General features: G+C 42.4%; 17 protein-coding genes. 14 read left to right on the top strand and 3 right to left on the bottom strand.

The window, feature by feature from the left end; all coding sequences use genetic code 11:
- Positions 1-241 precede the first annotated feature (241 nt).
- From LOSG293_RS02815 to LOSG293_RS02785, 7 genes are read left to right on the top strand one after another with little or no spacing between them, the layout of a single operon-like run.
- The gene (locus tag LOSG293_RS02815; protein ID WP_051907175.1) at positions 242-529 is read left to right on the top strand and encodes a hypothetical protein; all 288 of its coding nucleotides are present in this window, start codon (positions 242-244) and stop codon (positions 527-529) included.
- Positions 530-588: 59 nt separating this feature from the next.
- A complete protein-coding gene (gene prmA / locus LOSG293_RS02810; protein ID WP_034526767.1) occupies positions 589-1,548 on the top strand; it encodes a 50S ribosomal protein L11 methyltransferase in 960 nt (319 codons plus the stop codon).
- Positions 1,548-2,294, top strand: a complete 747-nt coding sequence (locus LOSG293_RS02805) for a 16S rRNA (uracil(1498)-N(3))-methyltransferase (protein ID WP_034526766.1) — start codon at positions 1,548-1,550, stop codon at positions 2,292-2,294. Before prmA ends, LOSG293_RS02805 begins: the two co-directional genes overlap by 1 nt.
- A gap of 18 nt (positions 2,295-2,312) precedes the next feature.
- Positions 2,313-2,693: a hypothetical protein gene (locus tag LOSG293_RS02800; RefSeq protein WP_152551078.1), complete on the top strand. Its 381-nt coding sequence runs from the start codon at positions 2,313-2,315 to the stop codon at positions 2,691-2,693.
- A gap of 30 nt (positions 2,694-2,723) precedes the next feature.
- A complete protein-coding gene (locus tag LOSG293_RS02795; protein WP_034526784.1) occupies positions 2,724-4,958 on the top strand; it encodes a RelA/SpoT family protein in 2,235 nt (744 codons plus the stop codon).
- Between the two features lie 19 nt (positions 4,959-4,977).
- Complete coding sequence (gene dtd, locus LOSG293_RS02790) at positions 4,978-5,424, top strand: D-aminoacyl-tRNA deacylase (RefSeq protein ID WP_034526764.1); 447 nt, start codon at positions 4,978-4,980, stop codon at positions 5,422-5,424.
- A 53-nt stretch (positions 5,425-5,477) separates the two neighbouring features.
- The gene (locus LOSG293_RS02785; protein WP_235786787.1) at positions 5,478-6,116 is read left to right on the top strand and encodes an HAD-IA family hydrolase; all 639 of its coding nucleotides are present in this window, start codon (positions 5,478-5,480) and stop codon (positions 6,114-6,116) included.
- Here LOSG293_RS02785 and LOSG293_RS02780 read toward each other — a convergent pair.
- The gene (locus LOSG293_RS02780) at positions 6,113-6,952 is read right to left on the bottom strand and encodes a fructosamine kinase family protein (RefSeq protein WP_081919866.1); all 840 of its coding nucleotides are present in this window, start codon (positions 6,950-6,952) and stop codon (positions 6,113-6,115) included. The genes LOSG293_RS02785 and LOSG293_RS02780 overlap by 4 nt on opposite strands.
- 18 nt (positions 6,953-6,970) lie before the next feature.
- Positions 6,971-7,819 (bottom strand): N-acetylmuramoyl-L-alanine amidase family protein, encoded by an 849-nt coding sequence (locus LOSG293_RS02775; protein ID WP_034526762.1) that lies wholly within the window; start codon positions 7,817-7,819, stop codon positions 6,971-6,973.
- Positions 7,820-8,174: 355 nt separating this feature from the next.
- Between LOSG293_RS02775 and hisS the strand changes: the two genes are divergently transcribed.
- From hisS to LOSG293_RS02740, 7 genes are all read left to right on the top strand, one after another.
- Positions 8,175-9,467 carry a histidine--tRNA ligase gene (gene hisS, locus LOSG293_RS02770; RefSeq protein WP_034526761.1) on the top strand — a complete coding sequence of 431 codons (1,293 nt, stop codon included), beginning with the start codon at positions 8,175-8,177 and terminating at the stop codon, positions 9,465-9,467.
- A 15-nt stretch (positions 9,468-9,482) separates the two neighbouring features.
- The gene (aspS, locus tag LOSG293_RS02765) at positions 9,483-11,264 is read left to right on the top strand and encodes an aspartate--tRNA ligase (protein WP_034526779.1); all 1,782 of its coding nucleotides are present in this window, start codon (positions 9,483-9,485) and stop codon (positions 11,262-11,264) included.
- A gap of 133 nt (positions 11,265-11,397) precedes the next feature.
- Positions 11,398-12,273 (top strand): YitT family protein, encoded by an 876-nt coding sequence (locus tag LOSG293_RS02760; RefSeq protein ID WP_034526759.1) that lies wholly within the window; start codon positions 11,398-11,400, stop codon positions 12,271-12,273.
- Positions 12,274-12,366: 93 nt separating this feature from the next.
- Entirely contained in the window at positions 12,367-13,518 is a 1,152-nt protein-coding gene (locus LOSG293_RS02755) for a CDP-glycerol glycerophosphotransferase family protein (RefSeq protein ID WP_034526757.1), read from the top strand.
- A gap of 29 nt (positions 13,519-13,547) precedes the next feature.
- Positions 13,548-14,360 (top strand): ABC transporter permease, encoded by an 813-nt coding sequence (locus LOSG293_RS02750; protein WP_034526754.1) that lies wholly within the window; start codon positions 13,548-13,550, stop codon positions 14,358-14,360.
- 30 nt (positions 14,361-14,390) lie between these two features.
- A complete protein-coding gene (locus tag LOSG293_RS02745) occupies positions 14,391-15,623 on the top strand; it encodes a CDP-glycerol glycerophosphotransferase family protein (protein WP_034526777.1) in 1,233 nt (410 codons plus the stop codon).
- On the top strand, positions 15,592-16,503 hold the full coding sequence (locus LOSG293_RS02740) for a deoxyribonuclease IV (RefSeq protein ID WP_034526752.1): 912 nt from the start codon (positions 15,592-15,594) through the stop codon (positions 16,501-16,503). Before LOSG293_RS02745 ends, LOSG293_RS02740 begins: the two co-directional genes overlap by 32 nt.
- Here the strand turns inward: LOSG293_RS02740 and LOSG293_RS02735 are convergent.
- Positions 16,496-17,314, bottom strand: coding sequence for a pyruvate, water dikinase regulatory protein (locus LOSG293_RS02735; protein WP_034526750.1), 819 nt, complete (start codon positions 17,312-17,314; stop codon positions 16,496-16,498). The two genes, LOSG293_RS02740 and LOSG293_RS02735, sit on opposite strands and share 8 nt — an antisense overlap.
- Positions 17,315-17,348: the final 34 nt, after the last annotated feature.

Raw genomic sequence — 17,348 nt, 5'->3', positions numbered from 1 at the left:
AAGAGTGCCAACCATGCCACCCTAGAATAGGTTAGAACAAACTAGATTAAACTGGAATGTTTGATACTATAAGCTGCCTTCATGGCTGTACTTCAAACTGACGAGGACGAGAGTTAAATTCAGCACAAATGAATGTTGACTTTGGTACCGGACTTGAGTAGAATTGTTAATTTGTATAGGAAATTAATGAAAGCAAATTAATAACGTGTTAGTCATAGCATTAGATTAGGAGGTGTTAACCGTGTTAAACCGGACAAAACAATATTTGCGGAATCAAGGATTGCGTTATCAAAAATCATACATTCGGCCGCTGATGGCGCCAGAGAGCGTTTATGTTTTGAAGTTTGGCAAGGACGCATTTAATAATCGGGTTATTGTGAGGTACACTCACACGTGGACTGGACGACAACGCATTACCGAAATCGACTTGAGACTGCATAAACAAAAACATCCTCGGGTGTTCAAAAATGAAAATGAATTGTTAGCTTACTTAGAGCCTCATATTGAGGTGCGAGAAGGCAACGAGTAAGAAGCGTATCCTAGAAGCGGATGCGCTTTTCTTATAAAATAAAGTGGAGGTATGACGTGATGAAATGGACTGAAATTGAAGTGACAACAACCAGTGAAGTAGTTGAACCCGTTTCTAATATATTGATGGACGAAGGCGCATCAGGAGTTAAAATTGATGATGCTAAGGACTTTGATAATCTTGAAGATGGTAAATTTGGTGAATTAAGTGGTTATATCAAGAAGGCTGATATTGATCATTTGAATTCTGGTGCTAAAATTACCGCCTATTATCCAGAAACCATTTTTATTCCAGAAATTTTGCCTACGATTAAGCAACGCTTGGGACAACTGCGCGAATTTGGTCTTAACCCCGGCAACTATCAAGTAGAGACAAAGGAAGTTGCCGAGAGTGACTGGGCAACTGCGTGGAAGAAGTATTATCATCCAGTTCGCGTTACGCGGTTCTTAACTGTTGTGCCAAGTTGGGAAAAGTATGATACCACGGTAACCGACGAGAAGTTAATTGTTTTAGATCCGGGCATGGCGTTTGGTACGGGAACACATCCAACAACTAAGCTATCGCTGATGGCATTGGAAACGGTAGTTCGCGGTGGCGAAAGCATGATTGATGTGGGAACTGGCTCAGGTGTTTTGAGTATCGGTGCTAAGCAGCTAGGCGTTGGTGACGTTCGGGCCTATGACCTGGACGAGGTTGCCGTTAAGGCAGCTCAAAGTAATCTGGACCTAAATCCGGTAGCAAAAGACATTCAAGTTGCCGCTAATGACTTATTAAACGGCATTGAAGAAGGTGCCCAAATTATTGTGGCCAATATCCTGGCTGAAATTATTTTGCCATTGGTTCTGCAGGCTTGGGATTTATTACCTGAAAATGGGTACTTTTTGACTTCCGGTATTATCAATAAGAAATTTGATGAAGTGGTCGCCGCGCAAGAAAAGCAAGGCTTTAAGATCCGGCAAACCTTAAAGATGGGTGATTGGTACGGCATTATCGCCCAAAAACCAGGGGATGACGACTAATGCAACGCTATTTTTTAAAGCAAACACTTGAAGTCAATCAGCAAATTGAACTTGAGCAATCAGTTGCGAAGCACTGGATTAGAGTGATGCGGGCAACGGTAGGGGCCGAAGCGGAACTGGTTGATCAAAATGGTCAGCTATTCCTAGGGAAATTGCAGTCAGAAGAAACGGCCAGTGTAAAGATTGTGCAACAACTTGAGTCCCATAGTGAATTACCAGTTGATGTGACATTGATTATGGGATTACCAAAGCAAGATAAAGCGGAATGGATTGTCCAAAAGGCAACTGAGTTAGGGGCAACCAGATTAATTTTCTTTCAGGCGGACTGGTCCGTAGCCCAGTGGAAGTCGAATCGTGTGGCCAACAAGCTTGAACGCTTGGCTAAGATTGCAACAGGAGCGGCAGAACAGTCCCATCGAACTCGGGTACCGGAAGTCACTTTTGAAAAAAAGCTGGAGACAATTTTAAACGCCTATTCTGGCAAACTCCTGGTGGCCTATGAAGAATCTGCCAAGGCCGGTGAAAAATCTGCTTTGGTGACCGAATTAAATGACTTACAAAACGGTGACCAATTAGCGGTTGTGACTGGACCTGAAGGTGGTATTTCCCCAGCAGAAATTGAGTTACTTGAAGGGTTCAATGGTACAAAGGTTGGGCTGGGTCCTCGGATTATGCGTACGGAGACGGCACCACTCTACTTTCTGTCTGCCGTATCGGTGATCACTGAGCTGGGCGCTCAAATTTAACAAGAGTTATGTATTATTGTGGATAAAAATGATAGAATAAGGCAACAATTAAACGAATTGAGTGACTTTATGAACGAATTATTGGATCGATACCGATGGCAATTTATTTTGAGCATTAGTTTAATCCTAGGCATTTTGTTGCCCTTTGTCGTTGAACTGGTTAGTCTTAATCCAGCTTGGCGTTTCGGCTTATTTCTGCTTGTCGTAAATGGTTTTTGGTCTGCTTGGGTCGGTAAGCTGATTAAACCACTGCCGTATAATGGCATTTGGTTATTTGCTTGGCCAGTTTGCTTTTTAATTGGTAACTGGTTATTTTATCCGAAATATAGTTATATTTTTGCACTAGTATATCTAGGCATTTCTTACATGGTGTATGGTAAGGAAAGTCCGGTTAAGTAGTTGAACGATTGATAGGACGAGGTGGATATCATTCCTAAAGAAGAACTATGGACAGCCGAGTCAGTTCTTGCAGCTGTTTCTGAATATATGAATAAAGATCACGTAGAATTGGTTAAGAAGGCTTGCCGATTTGCGTCGATCGCACATCAAGATCAGTTTCGCCAGTCCGGTGAAGCTTATATTGTGCATCCCATCCAAGTGGCTGGCATTCTAGCTAACTTGAGAATGGATCCAGAAACTGTTTCAGCGGGTTTCTTGCATGATGTGGTTGAGGACACCGGAGCAACGATTGAGGATCTTCGTGAGTTATTTGGCGATGATATTGCGCTCATCGTTGATGGCGTGACTAAGCTAGGTAAAATTAAATATAAATCAAATCGTGAGCAACTGGCAGAAAATCACCGGAAGCTTCTTTTAGCGATGTCTAAGGATATCCGAGTCATGATTGTTAAACTGGCTGATCGGTTACATAATATGCGGACGTTGGTACACCTACGGCCGGATAAGCAACGACGGATTGCTAACGAAACGTTAGAAATCTATGCGCCACTTGCTGATCGCTTAGGTATCAGCACAATTAAATGGGAACTAGAAGATATCTCACTGCGCTATTTAAACCCACAGCAATACTATCGAATTGTACATTTGATGAATTCGCGGCGTGATCAACGAGAGTCTTACATTTCGCTAGCAATTGGGGAAATCAAGGATGCCATTTCTGACCTTGATTTAAAAGTGGATATCTATGGTCGTCCTAAGCATATCTATTCTATTTATCGCAAAATGAAGGATCAGCATAAGCAGTTCAGTCAAATTTACGACCTATTAGCTATTCGGGTCATTGTGGACTCAATTAAGGATTGTTACGCGGTATTGGGTGCCATTCATTCACAATGGAAGCCAATGCCAGGTCGTTTTAAGGACTACATTGCGATGCCAAAAGCGAACATGTATCAATCCTTGCATACGACCGTAATTGGACCTGAAGGAAAGCCCCTTGAAGTCCAAATTAGAACGCAACAGATGCATGAAGTTGCTGAATTTGGTGTGGCCGCACACTGGGCCTACAAAGAAGGCAAAACGGACAAAGTTGAATTCAACCAAACGGGTAACAAGCTTAATTGGTTCAAACAACTCATCGAAATCCAGGAAGATTCTGAAAACGCGGACGAATTCATGGATAGCGTTAAGGGTGAACTCTTTGGGGATCATGTTTATGCGTTTACGCCTAAGGGAGACGTGTTGGAACTGCCAAAGGGTGCTGGTCCGTTGGATATGGCATACTCAATTCATACTGAGATTGGGAATCATACCACTGGTGCAACCATTAACGGTAAAATCGTGCCCTTGGATTCGCAAATTAAAAATGGTGATATTGTTGACATCAAGTCGTCATCTAGCTCAACCGGACCTAATCGTGATTGGTTGAACCTGGTTTCAACTCGGCGAGCGCGAAACAAAATTAAGCAGTTCTTCCGTCAAAATGATCGGGCAGAAAACGTGGAAACTGGACGGGATATGATTGCCCACCAACTCCGCGAATTTAAGTATGATCCAAAGCAAATTATGACCAAAGAACAGTTGGAAAAGGTTGCGGCAAAATTACATTTCCATCAAGTCGATGATTTGTTTGCAGCAATTGGTTTTGGGGATGTGCAACCAGTTGGTGTTGCCAACCGATTGACGGCCGATGTTCGTCACGAAGCCGAAGAAGAACGGCAACGAAACGAGGAGCGTCAGTTACTCGAGGAGCATCAAACGATTTCCAGTGACGACAAGGGACCACAAAAGGTCAAGAAGCGCTCTCATTCTCCTGAAGGAGTTGTGATTGAAGGGGTCGATAATCTGCTTGTTCGTCTGAGTCATTGTTGTTCTCCTATTCCAGGTGACGACATTGTGGGCTACATTACGAAAGGACGCGGTGTATCAGTTCATCGAGTTGATTGTCCTAACGTTCAAAAATCAGAGGAAAACGGTGAACGACTCGTAGAAGTTTACTGGAATACCGATGGTAATGCCAAAAATCAATACAGCGCCAATCTGGAAGTTCAAGGCTATAACCGAAATGGCTTATTAAATGAAGTTCTCAAGACTGTTAATAACAGCACCAAGTCGTTGACCTCAATCAATGGAAAAGTGGACCATAATCGAATGGTCACGATTTCTATTTCACTCGGGGTTCGAAACTTGGAACATTTAAACTTAATCATGGACCATATCAGAAATGTTCGTGATATTTATGTGGTTAAGCGGCCATTTAGGTAATTTGAAGGAGTGTTAGTTTTTGAAAATTGTCTTACAACGCGTCTCAAAAGCTGCCGTCGAAATTGATGGTAAGGTCCACGGTCAAATCAATGCAGGTTTTATGCTATTGGTGGGGGCGAGCGATACAGATGGTCAGGAAGAAATTAAGTACCTGGTTCATAAAATTTCAAAGTTGCGAGTTTTTAGTGATGAAGACGGCAAGATGAATCGCTCTATTGAAGATATTGGCGGCGCGATTCTGTCGATTTCACAATTTACCTTATTTGCTGATACGCGGAAGGGTAATCGTCCCAGCTTTACTGGTGCTGGGAATCCAGAACATGCAAAGCAATGTTACGAACAGTTCAACGAGGCGATGCGTGCAACTGGACTTCAAGTTGAAACGGGTGAGTTTGGTGCCGATATGCAGGTTTCTCTCGTGAATGACGGCCCAGTTACCATCATTTTTGATACAGATCATAAATAATTAATGCACCGGTTGGGAAAGCTAACCGGTGCTATTTTTTAAGGAGACTTATAATGAAAAATTTAATTTGGGATTTTGATGGCACACTTTTCGATACCTATCCAAAAATGGTGAGTGCCTTTGTCCAGGCATTGGAAGCGGCAGGGATTGCTGAATTTGAAATTGATGAAGTGGCAATCTACACAACCATGCGCCGGGAATCGGTTGGGACCGCTATTAAAAAGTTTGCCGCAATTTACGGTTTAAGTGAGAGTCGACTTGATCAACTCTATCACATCAATGAAGCCGAACTTGTTAAGTCAGCAAAACCGTTTACTGGCCTTGCTGATTTATTAGCCGCGACCGCTGCAGCAGGGATGCATCACTACGTCGAAACACATCGGGATCACCTGGCACTAGATTTACTGAGCCAGTTTGAGTTGCGTGATTATTTTGAAGGGGTTGTGACGAAGGATCAGGCTTTCAAACGCAAACCAAATCCCGAGGGAATTGAGTGGTTACGTCTCACTTATCAACTAGACCAGAATCAAACTGTCATGATTGGGGACCGTCAGTTAGATGTTGATGCTGGCAAAAACGCAGGCATTCAAACGATTCTGTTTGACCCGGATCATCTTATTAAAGTCTATCGACAACCAGATTTACGGGTGAGCCAAATGGCAGAACTAAAAAAAGCGCTACTAGCAAACTAGTAACGACTTAAAATGCGGTCTACCGCACCGCCATAGGACTCTCCGAATAGATTCAGATGAGCCAGTAGATAGTAAAGCTGATAGCCAGGAAGCCGATCCTCAAAGCCAGGATCAATGGGGTAGACCTGATTGTAGGCGTCATAGAAGTCTTCATCAAAGCCACCAAAAATAGTCGTCATAGCCAGATCTAATTCACGATCGCCGTAAAAGACATCCGGGTCAATCAGCATGGGTTGCCCATCCGCCGTGAAGAGATAGTTACCTGACCATAAATCCCCGTGTAGCAAGCTGGGCAGAATAGTTCGATGAGCGTTTTCCAGCTCGAATTGCGGTTTGAATTGTTCAAAATGATGTTGTCGGTTAGCATTCCATAAGCCGTGTTCTTCAGCTCGGTTGACAAGGACGTCGAGCCGTTGATTGAAGTAAAAAGTTAACCAATCGGATTGCCAAGTATTGATTTTCGGCAATTTACCATTAGTAACATTAGTATGGAAGCCGAATTGGTCAGCATGAACTTGGTGGACGGTGGCAACTAAGTGGCCAAGATCTCGTTGTGAGCCGTGACCAGTATTAATCCAGTTTAAAATTAAAAAGGCGTCGTCTCCGATAGTCCCCGAGCCAATCACTTGAGGCACTAGCGCAGCTTGACTCAGTAAGTGCAAGCCTTCTACTTCGTGATCGTAAAACGAAGCGTCGTGATTGGGCTGGCGTAGGACAAAGTAGGTCGCGTCGATTGTTTCTACGCGAAAGGCCTCGTTAATATCGCCACCTGAAACCGGTGTGACGGATTCTATCTGTTTTAAGGGTAATTGGGCAAACCATTTTTCTGAAACCATGAAAATCATCTCCAAATTTTATTTGGCACTTGATTTAAAGTAGGCTTTTAATCCAGTAACAATCTTTTGAGCAACTTGCTTTTGGTAGGTCGTGCTTCGAATTTGCTTGAAGTCTTTGGTTGTGTTGATATAACCCATTTCGAGTAAAACTGCGGGACGTAAATTATCACGGATAACCAGGAAGTTGCCAAAGTCAACACCTCGGTTGGTGAGGGGCAGTCCTGTTAAATGAGAGTTAATTGATTCTGCCAGTGCTTTTGAAGTGTCGGAATGATAAAAGTAGGTTGTAAATCCAGTTGCTTGATTAGCTACGGGGCTAGAGTCGTAATGGAAGCTGATAAACGCATCAGCATGTTTATCAGTTGCCAATTCGGCACGATCACCCAAAGATACCGAATCATCATCATCACGTGTCATCAAGACATGAACGCCATATTGTTGAAGTGCCTTTTTAACCTGTTGAGCTTGTTGCAACGTGTAGGTTTTTTCTTGCAGATTAGATTGGGATAAAGCACCAGAATCGTGGCCACCATGGCCGGGATCCAAGACGATAGTAGCTTCGGATAATTGGGTCGCTTTCAATTTGTGGTTAGTGCGATTTACTAGCCAGCTGGCAACCCAACCAGATTTATTTTTATAGCGAATCTTATACCAATTGTCACGTTTGGCCATGACATGTATCCGTTGGCCCTTTGGCAAAGTGTCGGTGACCGTATAGTTAATATTGGGCCCCGTGTGCACACGCACATTACTAATCGGTGTGACTAGGCTGTTTTGAAAAATTAATGAGGTGACGAGCGCGATGAAAACGATGAGGACGCCACCCCAAATGGCCCAAGAGCGCCAGTTTTGTTTTTGTAGTTTCAAAGGTAATCCTCACTTTTAATTAATAATTCTATTATAGGTAAAACCAGTCGTAATGCCAATTGTCTAACCGAAAATTTAAGGATTACCTTGACTTTCCGATGATAGTTCACTATTGTATTAATTAGTTAAAAAATGCTGATGAGAAAGATTAGTAGGTCCATCCAAGTGGTCAGAGAGTGCCGGTAGCTGCGAAGGCATCACAAAGGATGAATTGAAGACACTTTTGAAGCTAATAGCCGAGTGCTATTCGTCTGTGACGTTATCCTGAAGAAAACTTAAGGTGGTACCGTGCGCCAGCACCCTTGTCTAATTGACAGGGGTGCTTTTTATTTTTATTTGAGAAAGGGGAATTGTGATGCGTTATCAAAAGCCAAAGGGAACAGCTGATATTTTGCCTGGGGCATCTGAAAAGTGGCAATTTGTTGAAACAACTGCTCGTGAACTTTTTAAGACTTATCAATATAAAGAAATTCGCACACCAATGTTTGAAAATTTTGAGGTGTTTTCAAGAACCTCTGGAGATACATCAGACATTGTGACTAAAGAAATGTACGATTTTAAGGACAAGGGGGATCGGCATATTGCCCTTCGTCCTGAGGGAACTGCGGGGGTCGTTCGGGCCTTCGTTGAGAATAAACTATTTGGTCCAGAATTTAATAAGCCTTACAAGGTTTACTACATGGGACCAATGTTTCGTTACGAACGGCCACAATCCGGTCGGCAACGTGAGTTTCACCAAGTGGGTGTTGAAGCGTTTGGCAGTGATTCACCCGTTTTAGATGTGGAAGTCATTGCAATGGCGATTGCTTTCTTTAAGAAGTTGGGCGTTTCTGACTTGAAGTTGTCTTTGAACACTTTAGGTGATAAAGAGAGTCGGGATGCCTATCGCAAAGCGTTGATTGACTACCTTGAACCGCATTTTGACGAGTTGAGTGAGGATTCTCAAGTTCGACTCCACAAGAATCCACTTCGCGTTTTAGACAGTAAGGATGAAAAGGATCAAAAGTTTGTGGCAGATGCACCAGCTATTTTGGATTATCTGACTGATGAGGCGAAGGCACATTTCGAAGCGGTGAAGATGCAACTTGATCAATTGAACATTGACTACGTTGTAGATTCAACGATGGTACGGGGACTTGATTACTATAATCACACCATTTTTGAAGTGATGACGCAATCGAAGTCCTTAGGTCATGGTTACACCACTATTTGTGCCGGTGGTCGGTATAATGGTTTGGTTGAAGAATTGGGTGGACCCGAGGTTTCTGGTGTTGGGTTTGGCTTAGGTCTCGAAAGATTGTTGCTGTTGCTGGAAGATCAAGAAGTTGCAATGATGAGTGATGATGCCCTTGATGTCTACGTTGTGGGTATCGGGGATGCAGCCAATCAAATGACTTTACCAATCGTTCAGGCGATTCGAGAGGCTGGATTCTCCAGTGATCGTGATTATCTAGATCGCAAGCCGAAGGGTCAATTTAAGACCGCTGATCGACTAAACGCCAAGTATACGTTGACGATTGGGGAAAGCGAACTTGAGTCACAAACGGCTAATTTGAAGTCGATGGCGACTGGAGAAGAAGTTTCCGTGTCATTAACTGATGTAAAGCAGCATTTTAAAGAAACACTAGAACAAAATTTCAATAAATAGGAGTTGTTGATCATGATGAAAAGAACAACATATGCTGGTCTAGTTGACGAGCAATACTTGGATCAAGAAATTGTGTTAAAGGGATGGGTACAAAAGCGTCGTGACCTCGGTGGTTTAATTTTCATTGACCTTCGTGACCGTGAAGGTATCGTCCAATTAGTTTTCAGTGAAGAATACAGCGAATCCGCTTTGGCGGTTGCTGACCAACTTCGTAACGAATATGTCATTGAAGTGAAAGGCCAAGTTGTTCGTCGTTCCGAAAAGGAAGTTAACAACAACATGCGTACGGGTAAGATTGAAGTTCGTGTGACTGAAATCAACCTGCTTAACAAGGCTAAGAACCCACCATTTTACATTCAAGACGACATCAATGTCTCAGACGAATTACGTTTGAAGTACCGCTACTTGGACTTGCGTCGTCCAGAAATGCAAAGAAGTTTGAAAATTCGGAATCGGATCACTCAATCAGTTCATAGTTACTTGGATTCTGAAGGATTCTTAGATATCGAAACGCCTAACTTGACGAAGTCGACGCCTGAAGGTGCCCGTGATTACTTAGTTCCTTCCCGAGTATACCCAGGCCACTTCTACGCTTTACCACAATCACCACAACTTTTTAAGCAATTATTAATGGGTTCTGGTTTCGACCGTTACTACCAAATTGCACGTTGTTTCCGTGATGAAGACTTGCGTGGTGACCGTCAACCAGAATTTACACAAATCGACTTGGAAACTTCTTTCTTAACTGCTGAAGAAATTCAGGACTTAACTGAAGGCTTGATTGCTAAGGTTATGAAAGACACGTTGGACATTGACGTGAAGTTACCATTCCAACGGATGGACTGGGACGAATCTATGGATCGTTTCGGTACAGACCAACCCGACGTTCGTTTCGGTATGGAATTGAAGAACCTGTCTGACATTATGAAGAACGTGGACTTCAAGGTCTTCTCAAACGTTATTGAAAATGGAGGCCAAGTGAAGGCCATTGCCGTTCCCGGTGGTGCTGATAAGTACTCACGTAAGGACATTGATGGCTACACGCAATACGTTGAACGTTTTGGCGCTAAGGGATTAGCTTGGTTAAAGGTCACTGAAGAGGGCTTCAACGGTCCAATCGCTAAATTCTTTACAGACGAAGCTATTAACCAACAAATCTTAACTGCAATGGATGCCAAGGTAGGCGACTTAATTCTCTTTGCCGCTGACAACAAGAACGTTGTGGCTGATACATTGGGTTACTTGCGTGTGGCAATTGCCAAGGAACAAAACATGATTGACGAATCTCAATTTGCCTTTCTCTGGGTTGTGAACTGGCCACTATTCCACTACGATGTTGACTTGAAGCGTTACGTTGCAGCGCACCATCCATTCACTATGCCAAACGAAGAAGACGTCCACTACCTTGACGAAGGCGAAGATCCACATAAGGCTTACGCTCAAAGTTATGACATCATCTTGAATGGTCTTGAATTGGGTGGAGGTTCAATCCGTATTCACACTCGTGAAATCCAAGAAAAGATGCTTAAGGCATTAGGTTTCACTAAAGAAAAGGCCCAAGAACAATTTGGCTTCCTCCTAGATGCACTTGACTACGGTTTTCCACCTCATGGCGGTTTAGCAATCGGTCTCGACCGTTTTGCTAGATTATTAGCTGGTCGTGAAAACATTCGTGATGTGATTGCGTTCCCTAAGAACTCTAAGGCAACTGAACCAATGACCGAAGCACCATCAACTGTTTCAGACAAGCAATTACAAGAATTAGATTTGTTTGTCACTAAAACAGATGAAGATTAAACATTAAATTTAATTTGTCTCGAAAGGACGTGACCAGCTTGGCTGGTCCGTCCTTTTTTGTCCTGATTTCAGGTGGTTCAGTCCGTCACAAAATGGTATTCTATTAGTGATAAATAACGGGGGCAAGATTTAAATGGATGATGTTCAAAAGTTACTTCGGCGACACCAATCAATTACAAAAGTATCAACGGCATTTATTTATGCGATTTTAGTTTCAATTGCGATGAATTTTTTCTGGACGCCAGGGCATATTTATTCCTCTGGGATCACGGGGTTGGCACAATTGCTGACCACGGTGTCTAGTCACTCATTTCCGTTTACGATTTCGACGGCGCTAGGGTTAGTTCTGTTGAATTTACCTTTGTTCTTGTTGGCTTGGCGCTCGATTGGCCGAAACTTCACGATTTTTACAATTATTTCGGTTGTATTGGCCAGTTTAATGATGAAATGGTTGAATCCGATTCATTTAACGTCAGATCCCATTATTTGTGCGATTTTTGGTGGGGCAGTGAATGGATTTGGAACAGGGACTGCCCTGAAAAATGGTATTTCGACGGGTGGTCTTGATATTTTAGGTCTCGTCATTCGTCGTAAAACGGGGCGTTCTATCGGAACGATTAATATTATTTTTAACTCCTTTATCGTGGTCGCTGCTGGATTTGAATATGGTTGGCCATATGCCTTTTATTCTGCACTGGGATTGGTGGTTAATGCCCGAATTATGGACATGGTTTATACCCGTCAACAACGGATGCAGGTGATGATTATTACGGATCGTCCTAAGACGGTGATCGATTCTGTCCAAAATCATATTCGGCGGGGGATTACGATCGTCCATGATGCAGAGGGAGCCTATCATCACGATACCAAGACAATTCTCTTTACGGTTATTTCTCGTTATGAAATGTCGGAACTTGAAGAGGCAATGGAAGAATCAGATCCAAGTGCGTTTGTCAGTATTTCAGATACCGTCAAAATTTTGGGCCGTTTTTACGAACCTAAGTTATAGTAATTAAGGTCTCCTAAAAACCCGTGGTACGGTAATACTTATGTGGTATAATACCAAAAGTGTCTTGAAGAATAGAAGAACTGGTGGTTTGTTGTGAAAGTCCTGTATCTATGGTTAATTCGTTTTGTTTCTAATTTAAGTCGGTTTAAACGTAAAAAGTTGATGATCTTTTTTGTGAGCTTTGACAATAATTTGGATTTAATTAAAGCTATGGCAAAGAAAATGCCTAACAAGAAACACCTTATTGTCTTTTACGAGCCTAGCATTGAAGCCGCAGCAACTGATCTTGCTGCCCGGGGAATCCGGACAATCCAATTTCGGAATAATTTAAGCTTCGTGTTTAAATACATTCCGCTGGTAATGCAAGCTCGCGTTTTGTTTTGCGATAATTACTACGCCTTTTTGGGTGGTTTGGCTCATCCGAATAGTATGAAGATTGTGCAACTTTGGCACGCAAACGGTGCCATCAAGCGATTTGGCTGGGAAGATAAAGCAACAGACAAACGTTCAAATGCTGATAAACGTCGCTTTCAAGCCGTCTATGATCATTTTGATGACTTTGTTGTGGCATCTGAAGCCATGGGGCAAGTCTTCCAAAATAGTTATCATATTGCGGATAACCACATTAAATTGCTTGGCTATCCACGTTCGGATCGGTTTTTACACGAAACCTGGATCAAACGGGCTCGAAATCGAGTTCAACGAGTGGCACCGGAACTGCTTGGACGACGTGTTATCTTTTATGCACCGACGTATCGGGAGGGCATTAAGTTCGAACTGCCTGATGGGATTATGGATGCTTTCAATGCAGACCCAGAAGCAATTGTGGTGATTAAACTACACCCGGTACTTAAGCAACAAGAGGCGCAGTTACGTCATTATAGTAATTCACGCATCAAGTTTTATGACCAGCTTTCGACCGCTGATATCCTAACGGTGACGGATACGTTGATTACGGACTACTCGTCTGTGGCGTTTGACTTTGCCTTGCTGAAAAACGCTAAGTCAATAATTTTCTTTATGTTTGATTTACCGGCATATGAGCAGAATCCTGGCATTCAAACTGACTTATTAGCAGGATTGCCAACGGAACCAGTTCAAACTGTCACCGGCTTAACTGCAGCTATTAAGGCAAATTCAACAACTGATTTTACTCGATTTAACGAGACTTGGAACACCTACAACGATGGGTTAGCAACCGGGCGGGTTGTCGACCATTACCAGAAACTATTAAAGAAAAAATAAGTGTATTAAAACAAGGGAGTGTCAGTGGCTTGAAAGAGGTCATTACGTTATTTAAGGAACAAATTAAGAATCTGGGTATCATTTTCCGGATTTCAAAATATGAGGATATGGCGAGTTATCAAAGCCATTATCTTGGTTTAGTTTGGGAATACTTATACCCATTAATTCAAATTGGAATTTACTGGTTAGTCTTTGGGGTTGGCCTAAAACACGGTGGATCATCTATGCATGGTATTTCATATTTGCCATGGATGATGATTGGAATTACGCCATGGTTCTTCATGAACCGGGCGATTTTAGATGCCTCGAAGAGTATTTTTCAACGAGTTGGAATGGTTTCAAAAATGAAGTTTCCAGTTTCAATTTTGCCAACAATTAAGATTGTCGGCAATTTGAACTCTTTCTGGACCATGCTAGTGATTTCTATTGTGGTAGGCCTGATGAATCACGTCACGCCATCAATCTATTGGCTCCAATTTGTCTATTACTTCTTTAGCATGATTATGCTGATGTTGGCCTTGAGCATTTTTAACTCAGCAGTTTCAATTTTAGTACGAGATTTCCACGTTTTACTTCAATCATTCATGAGAATGCTTTTCTACATGTCTGGTGTGCTGTTCAATTTTGAAACGGATTCTTTCCCAGCTATTTTCGTTCGAATCCTACAGTTAAACCCATTCTTCTACATCGTGTCTGGTTTTAGACAATCAATGGTGGGGAAGGTTTGGTTCTGGGAACAACCAACACTGACAATCGTCTTTTGGCTAATTGTCTTGTTCTTCCTACTAGTAGGTTCACACTTGCACTACAAGTTCAGATCTCGATTTGTTGACTTAATTTAGTAAGATCCAGTTGGAGGCCCTCAAATGCGGATGCAAAAATTAATTAACTTCATTAAAATAATCATTCGGGGCGGACTCATCGTTTTAAACGATGGGTTTATTTGTTTGCCCGTTAAAAAAGGTACCGTCATTTTTGAAAGCTTCAATGGCAAGGATATTAGCGATAATCCCGCCGCCATTTACCGCGCATTGGCCAGTCGACCAGAGGTAAAAGCGACACAACTTTACTTTGGAGTTAAGCCTCGGGTTTTTGCTAAGGTGCATCAAGAGTTTCCAGAGGTTCAGCTTCTTAAACGATTCTCGTTAAAGTGGATTTGGGTGATTGCCAGAGCAGAGTTTTGGGTATTTAACAGTCGGATGCCGTTGTGGTGGCATAAGAATCGGGGCACCACGTATATTCAAACCTGGCATGGCACACCCCTTAAGAAACTTGGAATCGATATTGAAGATGTCAATATTCCAGGGACAACAACTGCTAAGTACAAGCAACAATTTGCGGCCGAAGCAGGGCGTTGGCAATACTTGATTGCGCCGAACCAATACTCCAAGGAAATCTTTGCACGTGCGTTTGCATTCCAAGGCCAGTTTCTCGAAGTTGGCTATCCCAGAAATGATTATTTGTATCACACAAGTTCCAATGAAGTCAGTCAAATTAAAAAGCGACTAATCGGTAATACCACGACAAAAGTCATCGTTTATGCGCCGACTTGGCGTGATGACCAAGCGATTAAAACCGGGCAATATCAGTTCGAATTACCATTCAATTTGAAAGCTTTTTTTGAAACAGTTAGTTCGGATTATCATCTGATTATCCGCCCACATTATTTGGTAAAGGATTTAATCGATATTACTGGATTTGAGGATCGGGTCTCAATTGAAGCGGATATTGACATCAGCGAGTTGTATTTGATTGCCGATTTACTCATAACCGATTATTCATCTGTTATGTTTGACTTTGCAAATTTGAAGAAACCAATGTTATTTTACGCTTATGATTTGGCACATTATCGTGATCAGTTACGAGGCTTTTATTTCGATTATCAAACTGAAATTCCAGGGCCTTTAGTGACCGAGCAATCTGCATTTTATGAGTCATTGCGACAGTTTGCTGAACAGGGACGATTCCCGGAATACGAGCAAAAATATGCTGCTTTTTATGATAAATTCTGTAGTTTTGAAAATGGTGAAGCCAGTGAAAAATTGGCAGATTTGATATTAGGGAGGAATCAAAATGAGTCAGTTATTAATCGGATCACACGTTAGCATGAAGATGCCTAAGCAGTTTTTAGGCTCAGTAGAACAAGCTTTAGATTTTGGGGAAAACACGTTTATGATTTATACGGGCGCCCCACAAAATACACGACGTAAACCAATTGAAGAACTTAAAATTACTGAGGGGAAAGCTTTAGCCAAAAAAAATAGTATTTCGCCAGTGGTCGTTCACGCACCTTACGTGGTGAACCTGGGAAATACTACTAAACCGGAAAGCTTTGAATTTGCGGTGGCCTTTTTACGAGAAGAGGTTAAACGGGCTGAGGCACTCGGGGCAACACAAATTGTGCTGCATCCTGGAGCGCACGTGGGTGCCGGAGAAGAAGCAGCCATCGCTCAAATTGCAAAAGGTTTGAATCAAATCATTGATCCTGACCAAAATGTCCAAATCGCACTCGAAACGATGGCGGGTAAGGGAACTGAGGTCGGCACATCCTTTGAACAACTTAAGGCGATTATTGACCAAGTTGACCATGATGAAAAACTTTCAGTGTGTTTTGATACCTGCCATACTAGTGATGCGGGCTACGATATTAAAACAGATTTCAATGGCGTACTTGATCACTTTGATGAGGTCATTGGCTTGAATCGGCTAAAAGTGGTGCATTTGAATGATTCAAAGAACGAGCAAGGCGCCCATAAAGACCGTCACGAAGTTATTGGCTATGGCTTTTTAGGCTTTGACGTCTTAAATGAAATTGCCCATTCCGAGAGATTAGCGACTGTTCCCAAAATCATGGAAACACCATTTGTTGGTCCTGACAAGAAGCATCAATACTCGCCACATCCATATGAAGTCGCCATGTTTAAAGCTGGTCAATTCAATGAGAACTTAATGGATGATATTTTAAATCAAGCACCTATTAAGTGAAATCTTGATTATCAATATTTAGACTCTCCATAATGAGCGAAGCAGTTTCTTCGATGGACTTGTTTGCCACATTAATGATTAAGCAATTTAATTTCTTGTAGAGCTTTAAGGCGTAATCGAGTTCTTGCTTAATTTCTTCAGTATCAGAATAAGCACTTTCAGCTGGCAGCCCATACGAAATCATCCGTTCCTTTCGAATTTTACGCAGGGTGCCAGGATCATTTGTCAGACCGATGATCTTGCTAGAATCGACCTCCCAGAGCTCATCTGGTAATTGGGTTTTGGGTGCCAGTGGTAAGTTGGCTACCTTGAGCCCACGGTTAGCTAAAAAGAGTGAAAGTGGGGTCTTTGAGGTTCTAGACACACCTAAAAGTACGATATCGGCTTTTGCCAGTCCGGCGGGGTCTTTGCCATCATCATAGGTGACTGCAAATTCCATTGCGGCAATACGATCAAAGTAAGTTTCGGTCAAGTTATGATTTAGACTTGGAACCTCCATTGGTTCCTCTTCGGTTCGCCGTGCCACAGCGTTCAATGCGGGCTGGATACAATCAAAGTGGTCAATGTCGTTTGCGTCTGCGAAAGCATCCACAATGTTACTCAATTTTTGGGTGACTAGGGTGTGAAAAATGATGGCTTGCTTTTTTTGTGCAAGGTTTAAAATACTATGGAGTATCGACTCCGTTTGAATAAACGGAAAGCGTTGATATACGGGATGAACGCCGGGAAATTGGGCCATTGCCGTTTGAGCGATGGTGAGCGCGGTTTCACCAGATGAATCGGAAACAATAAACACGTCTAGATTTTTCATGAGGGCCTCCAGTAGGATTAGTTTTACTATTCTC

Origin of the sequence: Secundilactobacillus oryzae JCM 18671 (assembly GCF_000740055.1) — a bacterium.
Classification (GTDB): Bacteria; Bacillota; Bacilli; order Lactobacillales; family Lactobacillaceae; genus Secundilactobacillus; species Secundilactobacillus oryzae.
This window is presented reverse-complemented; position numbering and strand designations above follow the sequence as displayed.

Excerpts from the sequence above, each read along its gene's own strand:
- prmA (WP_034526767.1), top strand. The coding sequence starts at position 589 with ATGAAATGGACTGAAATTGAAGTGACAACAACCAGTGAAGTAGTTGAA.
- LOSG293_RS02805 (WP_034526766.1), top strand. The coding sequence starts at position 1,548 with ATGCAACGCTATTTTTTAAAGCAAACACTTGAAGTCAATCAGCAAATT.
- LOSG293_RS02785 (WP_235786787.1), top strand. The coding sequence starts at position 5,478 with ATGAAAAATTTAATTTGGGATTTTGATGGCACACTTTTCGATACCTAT.
- LOSG293_RS02780 (WP_081919866.1), bottom strand. The coding sequence starts at position 6,952 with ATGGTTTCAGAAAAATGGTTTGCCCAATTACCCTTAAAACAGATAGAA.
- hisS (WP_034526761.1), top strand. The coding sequence starts at position 8,175 with ATGCGTTATCAAAAGCCAAAGGGAACAGCTGATATTTTGCCTGGGGCA.
- aspS (WP_034526779.1), top strand. The coding sequence starts at position 9,483 with ATGAAAAGAACAACATATGCTGGTCTAGTTGACGAGCAATACTTGGAT.
- LOSG293_RS02760 (WP_034526759.1), top strand. The coding sequence starts at position 11,398 with ATGGATGATGTTCAAAAGTTACTTCGGCGACACCAATCAATTACAAAA.
- LOSG293_RS02745 (WP_034526777.1), top strand. The coding sequence starts at position 14,391 with ATGCAAAAATTAATTAACTTCATTAAAATAATCATTCGGGGCGGACTC.
- LOSG293_RS02740 (WP_034526752.1), top strand. The coding sequence starts at position 15,592 with ATGAGTCAGTTATTAATCGGATCACACGTTAGCATGAAGATGCCTAAG.
- LOSG293_RS02735 (WP_034526750.1), bottom strand. The coding sequence starts at position 17,314 with ATGAAAAATCTAGACGTGTTTATTGTTTCCGATTCATCTGGTGAAACC.